The sequence below is a fragment of the Levilactobacillus sp. FUA 3915 genome, assembly GCF_044053135.1.
Lineage (GTDB): Bacteria > Bacillota > Bacilli > Lactobacillales > Lactobacillaceae > Levilactobacillus > Levilactobacillus lanxiensis.
In genome coordinates this window covers 1,242,913-1,257,277 of record NZ_CP168704.1, presented here as the reverse complement: position 1 = coordinate 1,257,277, position 14,365 = coordinate 1,242,913, and the positions used below count along the sequence as shown (strand labels likewise).

The 14,365-nt window shown below is 46.0% G+C and carries 12 protein-coding genes; 4 read left to right on the top strand and 8 right to left on the bottom strand.

What is annotated here, in order from left to right:
• Window positions 1-155 precede the first annotated feature (155 nt).
• Both lysS and ACEPST_RS05985 read left to right on the top strand, forming a co-directional pair.
• Window positions 156-1,670 carry a lysine--tRNA ligase gene (gene lysS, locus ACEPST_RS05990; RefSeq protein WP_203647028.1) on the top strand — a complete coding sequence of 505 codons (1,515 nt, stop codon included), beginning with the start codon at window positions 156-158 and terminating at the stop codon, window positions 1,668-1,670.
• A gap of 20 nt (window positions 1,671-1,690) precedes the next feature.
• Entirely contained in the window at window positions 1,691-3,208 is a 1,518-nt protein-coding gene (locus ACEPST_RS05985) for a UDP-N-acetylmuramoyl-L-alanyl-D-glutamate--2,6-diaminopimelate ligase (protein WP_204122276.1), read from the top strand.
• A 391-nt stretch (window positions 3,209-3,599) separates the two neighbouring features.
• Here the strand turns inward: ACEPST_RS05985 and ACEPST_RS05980 are convergent, their stop codons facing one another.
• Window positions 3,600-4,562, bottom strand: a complete 963-nt coding sequence (locus ACEPST_RS05980) for a hypothetical protein (RefSeq protein ID WP_395390574.1) — start codon at window positions 4,560-4,562, stop codon at window positions 3,600-3,602.
• Window positions 4,563-4,719: 157 nt separating this feature from the next.
• On the opposite strand from ACEPST_RS05980, the gene ACEPST_RS05975 reads away from it, so the two are divergent.
• The gene (locus tag ACEPST_RS05975) at window positions 4,720-5,889 is read left to right on the top strand and encodes an acetyl-CoA C-acetyltransferase (protein ID WP_204122278.1); all 1,170 of its coding nucleotides are present in this window, start codon (window positions 4,720-4,722) and stop codon (window positions 5,887-5,889) included.
• A 54-nt stretch (window positions 5,890-5,943) separates the two neighbouring features.
• Entirely contained in the window at window positions 5,944-6,135 is a 192-nt protein-coding gene (locus ACEPST_RS05970) for a hypothetical protein (RefSeq protein WP_125764825.1), read from the top strand.
• Window positions 6,136-6,185: 50 nt separating this feature from the next.
• On the opposite strand, the gene ACEPST_RS05965 is transcribed toward ACEPST_RS05970, so the two are convergent.
• From ACEPST_RS05965 to ACEPST_RS05935, 7 genes are all read right to left on the bottom strand, one after another.
• Window positions 6,186-6,998, bottom strand: a complete 813-nt coding sequence (locus ACEPST_RS05965; RefSeq protein ID WP_204122279.1) for a MurR/RpiR family transcriptional regulator — start codon at window positions 6,996-6,998, stop codon at window positions 6,186-6,188.
• 14 nt (window positions 6,999-7,012) lie between these two features.
• Window positions 7,013-8,104: an agmatine deiminase gene (aguA, locus tag ACEPST_RS05960; RefSeq protein ID WP_204122280.1), complete on the bottom strand. Its 1,092-nt coding sequence runs from the start codon at window positions 8,102-8,104 to the stop codon at window positions 7,013-7,015.
• Window positions 8,105-8,140: 36 nt separating this feature from the next.
• Window positions 8,141-9,085 carry a carbamate kinase gene (arcC, locus tag ACEPST_RS05955; RefSeq protein WP_395390573.1) on the bottom strand — a complete coding sequence of 315 codons (945 nt, stop codon included), beginning with the start codon at window positions 9,083-9,085 and terminating at the stop codon, window positions 8,141-8,143.
• A gap of 74 nt (window positions 9,086-9,159) precedes the next feature.
• Window positions 9,160-10,254 carry an agmatine deiminase gene (gene aguA / locus ACEPST_RS05950; RefSeq protein ID WP_204122282.1) on the bottom strand — a complete coding sequence of 365 codons (1,095 nt, stop codon included), beginning with the start codon at window positions 10,252-10,254 and terminating at the stop codon, window positions 9,160-9,162.
• Between the two features lie 17 nt (window positions 10,255-10,271).
• Window positions 10,272-11,645: an MATE family efflux transporter gene (locus ACEPST_RS05945; RefSeq protein ID WP_204122283.1), complete on the bottom strand. Its 1,374-nt coding sequence runs from the start codon at window positions 11,643-11,645 to the stop codon at window positions 10,272-10,274.
• 31 nt (window positions 11,646-11,676) lie between these two features.
• The gene (gene ptcA / locus ACEPST_RS05940) at window positions 11,677-12,708 is read right to left on the bottom strand and encodes a putrescine carbamoyltransferase (protein ID WP_204122284.1); all 1,032 of its coding nucleotides are present in this window, start codon (window positions 12,706-12,708) and stop codon (window positions 11,677-11,679) included.
• Window positions 12,709-12,729: 21 nt separating this feature from the next.
• Entirely contained in the window at window positions 12,730-14,358 is a 1,629-nt protein-coding gene (locus ACEPST_RS05935) for an amidohydrolase (protein ID WP_204122285.1), read from the bottom strand.
• Window positions 14,359-14,365: the final 7 nt, after the last annotated feature.

The window sequence follows — 14,365 nt, the reverse complement described above, 5'->3', positions numbered from 1 at the left end:
GAACTATTTCGGAAAAATCCTGTGGCACCATTTTGTAAGCGTCTTCATTCAGCTAATCCCCCATTATGGCTTGCTTATTGGGCGAAAATCAACTAAATTTAAGGGAGGTTTGGATTCATGACACTTTGAATCAATACTTAATAGGAGGACACAACATGGGTAACAGCAAAAATAATAAAAATGCCGCACCGGCCGATCTGAATGATCAGATGCAGGTTCGTCGGGATAAAATGGATAATTTACAAGAACAGGGCATCGCGCCTTTCGGTCACCGCTTCGATAGAACTGACGACAGCAAGTCGCTCACTGAAAAATACGATAAGTATGATAAAGAAGAGCTGATGGAAGACAAACATTATGTTGCTGTTGCGGGTCGGATTACCGGTAAGCGTGGCAGCGGCAAGGCCGGCTTTATCGATTTGCTCGACAGAACTGGTGTGGTCCAAGGTTACGCGCGTCAAGATGAACTGGGCGAAGACAAGTACGCTCTTTACAAGACGTTAGACTTAGGGGACTTCATTGGTGCCAAGGGTTACGTCATCAAGACGAACACTGGCGCTTTGACGCTCCGCTTCACTGATTTTGAATTCTTATCTAAGGCTTTACGGCCATTACCAGACAAGTACCATGGTCTGACGAACCCTGAAACCATCTACCGTCAACGGTACCTGGACTTAATCGCCAACCAAGATAGCTTTGACCGGTTCATCAAGGTCACCCAAATCAAGAAAGCTATTCGCGAATACTTAGATAGCGAAGGCTACCTGGAAGTGGACACCCCCGTTCTCCAAACGGAAGCCGGTGGGGCCGAAGCACGGCCATTTGTCACCCACTCCAACGCCTTTGACATTCCTTTGTACCTGCGGATCGCCACGGAACTTTACCTGAAGCGCCTGATCGTTGGTGGGATGGAAAAAGTTTACGAACTGGGCAAGGACTTCCGGAACGAAGGGACCGACTTACGGCATAACCCTGAATTCAACATGGTTGAAGTCTATACGGCTTACGCAGACTACACGGACGTCATGGACTTGACGGAAAACATCTTCCGTTTCGTGGCCAACAAGGTTAACGGCTCCGGAAAAGTTTCTTACCAAGGTAAGGACATCGACCTGGACTCCGACTTCAAGCGGGTTCACATGGTTGATGCCGTTAAGGACGCCACTGGTATCGACTTCTGGCAACCAATGTCTGACGACGACGCTAAGAAGTTAGCTGAAGAAAACGGCATTCACTGCGAACCTTACTGGAAGGTCGGTCACATCATCAACGCCTTCTTCGAAGAAAAGGTTCAAGACAACTTGGTTAACCCCACCTTCATTTACGGCCACCCGGTTGAAATCTCACCACTGGCTAAGAAGAACCCGAAGGACCCTCGTTTCACCGACCGGTTCGAACTTTACATCGACGGAAACGAATACGGGAACGCCTTTACTGAATTAAACGACCCCATCGACCAGAAGCAACGATTCGAAGCCCAAGACGCCGAACGTGCAGCTGGTAACGAAGAAGCCCATGGGATCGACAATGATTACATCGAAGCCATGGAATACGGTATGCCGCCTACTGGTGGTCTGGGTATCGGGATTGACCGGATGACGATGCTCTTAACTGACGCAGCTTCTATCCGCGACGTGATGCTGTTCCCTACCATGCGGCCTAACGATTAACCACGAAAAGAGGCAATTGAATGAGAGCAAACCAGCTGATTGCGTTGCTCCAGGAGCATAACCTGTTTCTGAGCACCACGCTACCATCAGACGACGTCGACTTTGCATCCTTAGCGTATGATTCTCGCAAGGCCAGCGCCAACGGCCTCTTCGTCTGCAAAGGCTTCAATTTCTCAGTGGACTATTTACAGTCGGCGATTGCTAACGGGGCAACCTGTTACTTAGCCGAAAAGGATTACCACGTTGACGTGCCAGTCATCTTGGTCAACGACGTGCGCAAGGCCCTGTCCTTGGCCGCCCAACTCTACTTTGGCTTCCCGCAAAATGACCTCTTCGTCATTGGCTATACCGGGACCAAGGGGAAAACGACCTCGACGTACCTGACCACGAACATCCTGAGCCACGCATTTCCACAACGGGTTGCCATGTTCTCGACCATCAACCACATCATCGGCCCCAAGCCGGAAGACCAGTTCAAAGCGCATTTAACCACGGCAGAGTCATTTGACCTCTTCCATGAAATGCGGCAAGCGGTCGACAACGGTGACAAGGTGCTGGTGATGGAGGTGGCCTCCCAGGCTTACCTGCTGGACCGTGTGTACGGACTGACGTTTGACGTCGGTATCTTCCTGAACATTTCGCCCGACCACATCGGGGTCAACGAGCACCCGAACTTCGCGAACTACCTCTTCTGCAAAATGCAGCTGATGATCAACTCGCGCAATTGTATTATTGACGCGGACATGGATCATTTTGATGAGGTTTACGCGGCCGCTAAGGTCTCCACGGCGCCCGAGCACATCTTCACGTACGGCTTTAACCAGCCGGACGCCACGTTGTCCATCACCAGTAGCACGGCAACACTGACCGATAGCGAATTTGGCTTGACGGTCCACGGTGCCGACCAGCTACAGGCCTTGGCCACGACGTATCATGTGTCCGTGCCGGGTGACTTCAACCAAAGCAACGCCACGGCCGCCATTCTGGCGAGTCATTTGGCCGGCGCCGCGGTCAGCGACCTGCAGTACGGGTTGGCGCATACGACCATTCCAGGCCGGATGGAGTCGATTACGACCAAACATCATGGGACCATCTACATTGATTACGCCCATGATTGGGGCAGCATGAATGCCCTGCTGAGCTTCTTGCACACGCAGTTCCCTGACCACCACATTACTGCCGTTCTTGGGAGTACGGGTGACAAGGGTGAGGACCGCCGCGAGGGCTTTGCCAAGGCGCTCAACGATTACGCTGACACGGCCTTCCTGACGACAGATGATCCGGGTCACGAGGACCCCATCGCCATCGCCAAGGAAATCGACAGCCAGATTGACCACGATAAGGTCAAGACTAGCATCATTCCGCAACGGGAAGACGCCATTCAACACGCCATTACCAGTGCCACCAACGACGATTTAGTCGTGCTGGCCGGTAAGGGTGAGGACGCCTACCAAAAGATCAACGGTGTGGACACGCCTTACGCGTCCGACCCCGTTGTCGCGGAAGACGTGATTGCTGGTTTGGCGGACGAACAATAATCTAAAATATGCAAAACGAGCAAGTAACTCTCTTCAATTTGAAGGGAGCTACTTGCTCGTTTTTGTATACGATTTAAAATTCATGGCAGACAGAACGCGTTAAGCTCACATCAGTCGCTGTATCAGTGAAATTGGTACCATTCTAGTCGCTGTGAGTGACCAGAGGCAGATCAAAGTGACCGGCTGTGTCGATGGCCTTGGCTGGGATGAATTTCCCCAGCCTAGCCCACGGGACGACTTTTGAGACCGCACTTTGGCTCAAAATCGAGGTGGAAGACCGCCTCTCAGGCTGGAACCGACCCCATAGCCAGGCACTTTGAATCTGCCGGCGGGAACGACCGTCACCACGTTTTAGAATCGTTTCGCTAGCCCAGCAGCAACATTAACGTGCTTAACGACGACGGTGCTTCCGCCGCTTCTTTTGGCTGTATTTGATCTGCTTAATGTGTTTCTTGTGCGTCAACTGACGATCCGTCGTGAAGAGCTCCCGGCTGGTTGTTGGGTGGGCCCGCAGGTAATCTTGGGTGAAGGCATCCACCGCTTTAGCATCGTCAGCGTCGATATTTTGCGCCTGCATGGCCGTGGTCAGGTCTTCAAAGAAACTCTCCAACTTCGGGTCGTACATGGTCACTAATGCCGTGTGGTGCTCGCTGACCCAGTCCTGTAGCGCCGTAGCGGCCGGTAACTCTTGCTGGTCGGCTAGGTAGGCGAACAGGGTCGTCAGAGCAAAGGGTACCAGGTTGAACAGTGCGGGTACGCGATCGTTTTCGTCTAGCAAATGGGTGAATGGGCCAAACATGATTTCACTTAACGTTTGCACGTCCCAATCCTTAGGCTGTTTGCCCTTCCCGGTAATCATCAGTTCGGCCGTTGTGTGGACGATAGTGATGAAGTTTTGCTGGTCAGTAGCCGATAAATTGGCGACATCCGGCTGATTCGTCATGGCTTGGACCCACTGCTCAACGAGCGCGACCACGCCCTCGTAGGCTTCCTGTTCATCGGCCGCAGCGGCATGCTTTTCGACCAAATCAGGGCGAGCGGCTTTCAACGCGGCATCCAAGGCTTTCAGATTGGACAACTTTTGGGCCTTAAAGTAAGCCGATAAGACCGGCACGACCGCCACGAAATACAGGTGTGGTTGGTCGACCATCGTTGGCAAGGCCGCTAACGTCGCAGCAACCTGTTGCGGCGTCCAGTCTCCCTGCGCCATGTCGACCGTCTTGCGGACGCGCAGCACGTCATCTAAAATGGCGGCTGCGTATTTTTGTTGATTAGCTGATAATGAAGCCAACCGTTGCGGCGTCAGGAATTCTGCCGGCGTCAACGATTTGGCAGTTGAATCTGATTGTTCCATCACTTTTATTCCCCTATCTTGAGTCCATTACCTACTATTATAGAGAAATTCCTTAAGAAAATGCAAATCCCCGATCATCTTGGCGCGTAATCCAAGACAAACCGGGGAAAGTCAGTTATATTAAAGGTTCGGATACTATCGGAAAAGGAGAGTTATCATGGCAGAAGAAGTTGTGATTGTTAGTGCGGTGCGGACCCCAATTGGCAAATTTGGGCGGAGTCTTCAGGGACTTTCGGCCGTTGAATTGGGAACCATCGCGGCGCAGGCCGCCGTTAAGCGGAGCGGTCTTGCCCCCGCCATGATTCAGCAAACCATCTTTGGCACGGTGCTTCAAGCGGGACTCGGCCAAAACGTGGCGCGCCAAATTGAACTGAATGCCGGTCTACCCGTCACCAGCACAGCGATGACCATCAATCAGGTCTGTGGCTCCAGTCTCAAAGCGATTCGGCTCGGCCAAAGTGCCATCCTGATGGGCGACGCGGACGCCGTCTTGGTCGGTGGAACGGAAAGCATGAGTAACGCGCCATTTTTAAACAACAATATTCGGTGGGGACAGAAGTTTGGCCACACCAGTTTAATCGACAGTCTGGCCCATGACGGCCTGACCGATGCTTTTGGTGGCGAAACGATGGGCATGACTGCGGAGAACGTGGCCGAAAAATACCACGTGAGTCGCGCCGAACAGGACGCTTTCGCCCTACGTTCCCAACAGAACGCAACGCAAGCTCAGCTCGACCACCGCTTTGACGCGGAAATCGTACCGGTCAAGGTCGGTAACCAAACCATTACAGCGGACGAACCCGTTCGAACAACGACATCGGCGGATCAATTAGCCGCCCTAAAGCCTTCCTTCAAGGCAGATGGCACTGTCACGGCTGGCAACGCCGCCGGCTTAAACGATGGCGCCGCCGCTATGGTACTGATGCGCAAATCAACTGCACTGGCTGCGGGCATCCCCTACCTGGCAATCTTAGGCAGCTATCAGGAAACCGGCATTGACCCAGCCGTCATGGGTTACGCTCCCGTGACGGCCATTCAATCCGTCTTGGCCAAAGATGGCCTGACGGTGAATGACATTGATCGTTTCGAAGTTAATGAAGCCTTCGCTGCCCAGTCCGTCGCCGTCACCCGGGACCTACACATCCCCAGCGACCGGCTAAACGTGAATGGTGGCGGGATTGCCCTCGGCCATCCCCTGGGTGCATCCGGTACCCGCATCGTGGTCACGCTTCTACACGAACTAATCCGCACGGACCTACACCACGGCCTGGCCTCCATGTGTATCGGCGGCGGAATGGGCATTGCGCTTACCATTTCGCGCGATTAGCCGCTAGGTCTGGTATAATGACGGTAACTATTCAACGTAAGGGAAGCGGACGCAATGCTAACAGCGGATTTTGACGTTAAACTTAAACTGATTATTTTACTTGTCGTTGGCCTCGTGGTGCTCGCCAGTGTGGTTGGTTATCTCTGGCACCGCGATCACCATTACAGCCAGTCGTTCACTGGCGTCTTCGGCGTGATGGTCGTTCAGGCCTTCGTGCTCGTGTCCTTGCTCCTCATTCATCAATAAATTAAAAAAACGAGGTTGACCCTGCCAATTTGGCGGGATCAACCTTGTTTTTATCCCAAGCCCAATTTTCTAAAGTTAAAATCTCGACCCCCGTAGTTCTCAATATATTGATACAGGATTAGCTCCATTAGCGCAATTGTCGATATTCTAGAACTAATATCCGTTTCATTAACTTTAATATCATCCGTGAATATGTAGAGATTAATGTCACTTAAATTTTGGATGGTATTATTATCTGGCTCAGTAACTGAAATAACGAATGGCTTGCGGTCAAAATCGGAAAACTGGTTCATCATTTCTAAGAATTCACCATCTCGTCCACTATACGTTAAAATGAAAACGACATCGTCACTCTTCACTTGCCTAGAGCTAATTCGACGCATTTCATGGTCTTTCGGAAGAATGACTGAGAAGCCCGCCATAGTATACAAATAATAAATGTACTCTGTTGCATACTTACTAACTCCCTTTGAGAAAAAGTATATTGTGGGGTGCTTAGCCAATTTCACTACAATTTGCTGAAGTTTACTCTGTGATACAACTCGGACAGATTCGATGATGTTCTTTAGATATTCTTCGCGATAATCTCTCTGAGGAACAGTAAATGGCATAGCTTTATCTTCTGCATGCTGATTATTTATGACAGTATATTTAATAACCGTCGTAAACTCGCTAAAACCAGAAAAGCCGATTTTTTTTACAAAACGTAGGAATGTTGCTGTCGAAACAAAAGTTTCTCCCGCAACTTCTCTAATTCTCTGATTTTTTATTTTATCCATGTTTTTAACAACATAGTCAAATAAGGCTTGTTCACTCTTAGTTAATGAGCTGAGGTGAGAATTAACAATCTCAAAAAAATTCATCATTTACCTCCAGGTTAGACACCAGGTACATTTAAAACAACTGTGTGTAATCCACCACCACCCGTTAAAAATTCTCTTGCAGGAATACTTTCAACTTCTCTGTCTGGATAATATTTTTTCATTTGCTCTAAAGCTATTTCATCTTGTGCGACACCAAATTCTGGCAAAACAATGGCTCGATTCGTCGTCACATAACTCGTATAGGTTGCTGTCAGTCGTTGACCTGCTATCCGTGGTAATCTGCCATTGATAGGATCAACCCCATTAGCCTCCTCTTTGGATAAGAAAAGGGGTGTAGGAATTTGCAATTTATGAATTCTAAAATGCCTTCCCCGCGCATCCGTCTCCTGCTTTAAAACTTCAAAAGCCCTGTGACTTGATACGTATTGAGGATCGGATTTATCTTCCGTCCATGACAAAACAATTTCGCCAGGGGCAATAAAACTCACCATATTATCAATATCACCACCTGTCTCATCTAAATAAAAGCCTTCACTTAGCCAAATAATTTTGTTAACCCCAAGAGTTTCTTTCAGTTGTTCAGTAGCCACTTCTTTTGTTAATCCCTTATTTCGACCTTCGGACAAGATAACATCTTCCGTCGTTAACAGGGTCCCGTCCCCATCTGTTACAACTGAACACCCTTCCAAGGTAAGCGTACTTTCATAATAATTAATACTATCTAGTTCTGAAAGTTTCTTAGCAACCTCATTATCCTTATCCCAAGGGAAATAAAGCCCATCTACTAAGCCTCCCCAAGCATTAAAATTAAAATCGACTGCACGTACTTGTTGTCCATCAGTACTTTGTAGATAAATAGGTCCAATGTCTTTAACAAAAGCATCATTACTGCTAAGCTCAACTACCCTAACGCTGACCGGTAACATGGACCGTGCATTTTTGTATTGATTCTCATTAACTAGCATTGTCATCGGCTGATACTTTGATAGCTTACTGGCCAATTGCGTGAACGCCCGTTGCGCTGGTTTACCACCATCGCGCCAATTATCTGGTCGCTGAGGCCAGAGCATATAACCCGCCTGTTTCTCATCAAAATCGGCAGCCATTTTAAAACCATCCCGGTATGGTAACGTTTTCATTTTCATTTCAGCTAAGTCCTCTCGCTATAGATATTCTACGCTCTATTTCTTTGAAATGATGGTTCCTACCCCACCTTGCATCAAACCAGAGACGTTGTACAAAGCTGTTATAACTGCCCTAGCATTATCTGAATGTTGTACAAATTCAATAGCGGCCTGTACTTTTGGCAGCATGCTCCCCTTCGCAAACTGGTTTTCAGCAATATACTTCTCTAATTCATTTATTGTAACATCTTTCAAAGCCATTTGATTTTTCTGATTATAATTTATATAAACTGCGTCTACTGCTGTCAGAATAATTAATAGATCCTCTCCGACTTGTTCTGCAAGTTTTTCAGATGCAAAGTCCTTGTCGATAACCGCCTCTTTACCGACTAATACCTCACCCTGTCTAACCACTGGAACACCACCTCCACCTACGGAGATCGGTACAACACCGTTTGAAACTAACTTGCTAATAACGTTAGCTTCACACACATTAATAGGCTTGGGAGATGGAACAACCCGGCGATATCCGCGACCTGCATCTTCACTAAAAACATAATCGGGGTGCAACTGTTGTTGTTTCTCAGCAGCCTCTTTACTGTAAAAAGGTCCAATTGGTTTTGTTGGATTCTCAAAAGCCCTATCGTCTTTAGCTACTTCAACTTGAGTAACCACGGTAGCCACCTCTACATCAATTTGACTACTCCGTAGTTCTTTTCCAAGAGCGTTCTGTAACCAATACCCAATGCTGCCTTGCGTCATAGCAACAGCTGTATCTAATGGCATAGCTGGATTCTCTCTAGTACTCCCCGCAGATTGCTGAAGTAAGAGATTTCCTACTTGTGGCCCATTGCCGTGCGAAATAATCAGCTGATCTCCCTGCTTAACAAATTGTACTAAATACTTCGCTGTCCGACGTAATGCTCTCTGCTGTGCCTCCGCTGATGCATCTTTAGATAAAATAGCATTACCACCTAAAGCAACAACCACTCTTTTTGCCATGATATTACCTCCAAAAATACTTTTAAATTAAGATAAGACAAAACTTGATCGTTTTGTCTTATCTGCAACACCTATTAAATTGTCGGAATCTGCTGGGTAATGCAGTGAATATTGCCGCCTCCCAGTAGAATTTCACGCGCCGGAACACCCACTACTTTTCGATCAGGATATAGTTCACTTAAGATTTTCTTGGCAGCTTTATCCATCGGATCATCAAATAATGGAAATACAATTCCACCGTTTGCCGTATAGTAATTGACGTAACTAGCTGCTAGTCGCTCACCTTTTGTTCTTGGGAGCGTCCCATCAATTGCATCGACGCCCTCACTTTCGTCCTGCGTAATCAATACTGGTTTGGGTACAGGTAGTTTAACCACTTTTAATTTTCGACCTTTAGCATCCGCTGCACGCTCTAAAATATCCAGGTTTTCTTTTGAGATTTCATATTGTGGATCTGTCTTATCATCAGTCCATGCTAATGCGACAACCCCTGGCTTTACAAAATTAGCGATGTTATCGACATGCCCATTGGTCTCGTCAAGGTAAATTCCCTTTTTTAACCAAATAACTTTCTCTAAATTCAAATTTTGTTTAAGCACTTCTTCAATTTGTTCCTTAGAGAGTTGTGGGTTTCGTCCTTGAGAAAGCAAACATTCTTCAGTTGTGATTAAAGTTCCTTCACCATCAACGTGAATTGATCCTCCCTCCAAAACAAAATCGTTTAACCGATACCGATCCACATGCTCCAGTTCCGCCATTTTTTGTGCAACGCGATCATCCTTATCCCAAGGGAAATACAATCCATCTTCAAGCCCACCCCATGAGTTAAATGTCCAATCAACAGCTCGCAAACCGCCTCTATCATTCTTAACAAATGTCGCACCGCAGTCACGCATCCAAGCATCGTTACTTGAAATTTCAACTACCTCAACATCATCTGCTAGTAGGTGTCTTGCATTGGCATACTGATCATCATTCACACCAACGGTCACGTGTTCAAATCCAGAAATGGTTTCTGCTACCTTGGCAAATGTCTTTTGCGCTGGTTTCCCACCATTTCGCCAATTATCTGGTCGCTGTGGCCATAACATATAGACACCTTGATGTGGTTCAAACTCTCCTGGCATACGGAAACCATCTTTTTTCGGTGTACTATCTAAAGTCTTCATAATCTACCCTCCAACAATCATTTTTCTCTGCGATCACTAACTTCAACATTCGTCTCAAGTTCCTTTCTAATGACAACTACTGTCACTAAAAAAATTATTAAATCAGCTACAGGTTGACTAGCCCAAATTCCATCGACGCCAAAGACACTGGAGAAAATTACCATAAGCGGAATTGCCAAAAATAAGAATCTTGAGACTCCCAACAATACTGAAACTTTTGTCTTATTAACAGCCTGGTAGTACCCAGACATTAGGTTAGATGTTAATCCAAACGCAGAACATGAAATCATAACCATTGCTCCACGCGATGCAACATGAATTAATTCAGGATCATTCCCAACAAAAAGTCCAATGATCTGTGTAGGAAGCAAGATGAATACAAGCGTTACTACAAGTAAAATGCTGAAATTACTTATCGTACTGACCTTAACTAGCTGCTTCAATCGTCCTTCATAGCGGGCCCCGAAATTAAAGCTCGCTATTGGTTGCATCCCATTTGTCAGCGCCGTTGTGATTAAATTCAAATCATAAAAAATATAACTATTAATAATCCCAAACGCCGCAACATCAACATCATTCCCCACTCTCGCCAATAGAACATTGGCTGTCCAAGTAAAAGCAAAGCTTGTAATTTGAACAATAAAGAAAGGTAACCCAATTTTAAAAGCTTTAAAGAATTCCTTGAATTCAAACTCAAAATCAAATCTTATTTTCAATCTAGTAGAACTAAACAAGAAGTAAAAAACCGAAAATGACCAGCTACCAATAGAGAACGCATAGTAAATACCGACACCCTTAATCCCCATCTTGGCAATTATCACTGTATAAAACAGAATAGCCATAGCGAAAATTGATGCCGCAATCATTACCCCGGTTGCAATCCCTGGTTTCTCATCCACACGTAGAACACTACATAGGATTTGACCTAACATACAGAAAGGATATCCTAGCATAAAAATATGAATAAATATCCTAACACTGGGTAATAATGTTGCAGATGCTCCAAGCAACCTACCTACAGCTTCAGCATTGAGTCCAATTATCATCGACAGAATAACTGTTATAATTACCGAAATCCAAAAACCGTCCGAGAAAACTTTTTGTGCTTGTCTTAAATTTCCTTCACCCAGTTTAATTGCAATAGCTGAACTAATTCCCATGCTCAAAGCACCGCCTAGAGCAAGATCCAACAACTCCAACGGCATAATAATACTTACCGTGGCCAAGCCTTCAGCACCTAGTCCATTCCCAATAGTAATACCTTCAAACATCACCATTGCTGCCTGGGCCACCATTCCCATGAGCGTGGTAGTACCATACTTTGCGAAAAGCATACCAATCTGCTTCGTGCCTAGCTCCCTATTGGGCTCATCCCTTACCGATTCATCCATGTACAATCACTACTTTTCGTTTAGTGGAAAATTAATTATTACGTTCGTCAACGGCGTTCCGTAACATTAATTCAAATTCTGCATCGTACTTGTCGGCAACAGCCTTAGAAGCGTACTTTAATTCTGGGTTCAACAGGTAAACGAAGATGGCACGCATAGCCGTCTTACGGTTTTCAGCTTCGTCCCAAACGATGGAGTAGTCGGAGTCAATGACTTCGTCGGTAACTTCTTCGCCACGGGTAGCTGGCAGGCAGTGCATGAACTTCACGTGATCGGAGGCCTTAGCTACTAAGTCAGCGTTGACTTGGTACTTAGGGTAGAAGATCTTCATCCGGTCTTCTTCAGACAATTCAGCTTCGTACAGACCGTACCAAACATCGGTGTAAATAAAGTCGGCATCCTTCAAGGCTTCGTCAGCATCTTCCGTGATGGTGACAGAACCGCCAGAAACTTCAGCGTTTTTCTTACCAATTTCAAGCGTTTCAGGCTTGATTTGGAAGCCTTTAGGGCCAAATTGTACGAAGTCCATCCCCATCTTGGTAGCCATAAACATGGTTGAAACACAAACTTGGGTCGCGTCACCAACAAAGACAATCTTGCAGTCGCTAAGCTTCTTGCCCTTTGGTAAGTGTTCCGTCATGGTAATGATGTCGCCAAGTTCTTGCGTTGGGTGGTTGTAGTCACTCATGAAGTTAACAACGGGCACCTTAGCAAACTTACCAACTTCAGCAACGGTGTGGTGACGTTCAACCCGGGCACCGATGATGTCGAGGATGCGGCCCAGAACTTGTGACGTATCTTCAATAGATTCGTGACCACCCAATTGGATTTGGCCTGGTGCTAAGTATTGGGCGTGACCACCTAATTCAGTCATGGCAGCTTCGGCAGAAGTCCGGGTCCGCGTTGAGGATTGTTCAAAGATCATCCCGAGCGTCTTGTTCTTTAACAATGGTGGGTAGTAACCGTTCTTGATGGATTCCTTAATCTTGATCCCCAATTCGATCATGTATTGGATTTCGTCTTTCGTGTAAGTGTTGGTGTCAATAAAATCACGTTTAGTCATGTCAATTACTCCTCTGTTAATTTACTTTTTGTATACAACTTTCCCACCTAACATCGTCAAGTCTACTTTTGTATCTAAGATAGCATCGTTATCTTCCTTAAACAGATTCTTATCTAAAATAACCAAATCCGCTAGTTTGTTGGGAGCTAACGTCCCGTATTCGCTTTCACGGCTTGCTGCGCAGGCAGAACCATACGTATATGCTCGTAAAGCTTCAAACAGTGAAATACGTTCCTTATGGATCCAGCCGCCTTTTGGCTCCTTAGTAAATGCTGATTGACGAGTAACCGCATTATAAATTCCATAAAATGGATTAATCTCAACAACTGGAGAATCCGTCCCAAAGGCTAACGTACTACCAGCATCCAACATCATTCTGAATGGCCACATGTATTGAATACGTTCTTGACCCAAATCCTTTTCAATCCCGTTAGGATCGACCATTAAGTGAGGTGGCTGTACTGATGGAATAACTCGTAATTTACCTAATCGAGCAATATCCTCTTTCTGGAAATTTTCAAGGTGCTCAATCGTTGGATGCAAATATGGCTTGTCCCCATATTTTTCTTGTGCCTCTTCGAAGAAATTAATCAAGTTATGAATCGATTGATCACCAATAGCGTGAACGCGTGGACTTAAGTCGTTCTTGTATGCCCATAAGACTAATTCTTCCATCTTCTCAACTGGCATTGAAGGATGACCATGATCTCCTTTAAACCAGGCATCTGAATAATCATCTTTAAGATATGCTGTATGCGTAGACGAAACGCCATCAAAGAATTGCTTAACACCTTGGCATCGAACCATATTGCCTTGGAATTTATCTCTCAACTCCAATGGTCTGTTCAAATCTTTACGCAGGGTTGGAAACATATTAACTCGGACAGAAACTTTATTATCCTTTTGCATCTTTTCGTAAACGTCATCACGAATAAAGTCGAGACCTGGAATGGCCATCATTGAAACATCACAAATTGAAGTAATTCCCAGCTTATTCATTTCAGCCATGTAACTGTTATAAAATCCTTCGACCGTTTCATTATCGAAATCATAAATTTTTGGTTGTAATGCAGATGCGGCAGTGTCTTCAATAATCCCTGTTAATTCACCATCATCATCCTTGTTATAGCTCCCGCCTTCTGGCGCAACAGAGTCTTTAGTGATTCCCAACTTTTCTAAACCTTTTGTGTTCACCCAAAAAGTATGGCAATCAGCTGAAACCATGGCAACGGGACGATCTGGGTAGACAGCATCAATGTCCGCTTTGGTTGGCATCGTTGGATCATCCCACAACGTGTAGTACCATCCAGCACCAATCAACCATTCATCCTTAGGAATTCGGTCTTCCATCTTCTTCAGGCCAGCAACACACTCTGCAGCGCTCTTATCCTCAAAGCTAACGTTAACCAACGGTGAAGCGTATAAGGCCGACATGTACATATGAACATGTGCATCATTAAAGCCTGGCATGACTAATTTATCTTGTGCTTGAATAACTTTAGTATTAGATCCCTTATAAAGATCCAAAAACTCTTTCTCCCCAACATACTGAATATGATCATCCTTAATGGCAACAAAACCATTGATTAACTTGTCTGAAACACCATTAAAAATCGCATTACTTTCAATAATTGTATCGGCACTACGCATAACAGCA

What these genes read in the sequence shown, in the direction of transcription:
- arcC (WP_395390573.1), bottom strand. Translation starts at nt 9,085, where the DNA reads ATGGCAAAAAGAGTGGTTGTTGCTTTAGGTGGTAATGCTATTTTATCT.
- ACEPST_RS05985 (WP_204122276.1), top strand. Translation starts at nt 1,691, where the DNA reads ATGAGAGCAAACCAGCTGATTGCGTTGCTCCAGGAGCATAACCTGTTT.
- ACEPST_RS05970 (WP_125764825.1), top strand. Translation starts at nt 5,944, where the DNA reads ATGCTAACAGCGGATTTTGACGTTAAACTTAAACTGATTATTTTACTT.
- aguA (WP_204122282.1), bottom strand. Translation starts at nt 10,254, where the DNA reads ATGAAGACTTTAGATAGTACACCGAAAAAAGATGGTTTCCGTATGCCA.
- ACEPST_RS05965 (WP_204122279.1), bottom strand. Translation starts at nt 6,998, where the DNA reads ATGAATTTTTTTGAGATTGTTAATTCTCACCTCAGCTCATTAACTAAG.
- ACEPST_RS05975 (WP_204122278.1), top strand. Translation starts at nt 4,720, where the DNA reads ATGGCAGAAGAAGTTGTGATTGTTAGTGCGGTGCGGACCCCAATTGGC.
- ptcA (WP_204122284.1), bottom strand. Translation starts at nt 12,708, where the DNA reads ATGACTAAACGTGATTTTATTGACACCAACACTTACACGAAAGACGAA.
- ACEPST_RS05980 (WP_395390574.1), bottom strand. Translation starts at nt 4,562, where the DNA reads ATGGAACAATCAGATTCAACTGCCAAATCGTTGACGCCGGCAGAATTC.
- ACEPST_RS05935 (WP_204122285.1), bottom strand. Translation starts at nt 14,358, where the DNA reads ATGCGTAGTGCCGATACAATTATTGAAAGTAATGCGATTTTTAATGGT.
- ACEPST_RS05945 (WP_204122283.1), bottom strand. Translation starts at nt 11,645, where the DNA reads ATGGATGAATCGGTAAGGGATGAGCCCAATAGGGAGCTAGGCACGAAG.
- aguA (WP_204122280.1), bottom strand. Translation starts at nt 8,104, where the DNA reads ATGAAAATGAAAACGTTACCATACCGGGATGGTTTTAAAATGGCTGCC.
- lysS (WP_203647028.1), top strand. Translation starts at nt 156, where the DNA reads ATGGGTAACAGCAAAAATAATAAAAATGCCGCACCGGCCGATCTGAAT.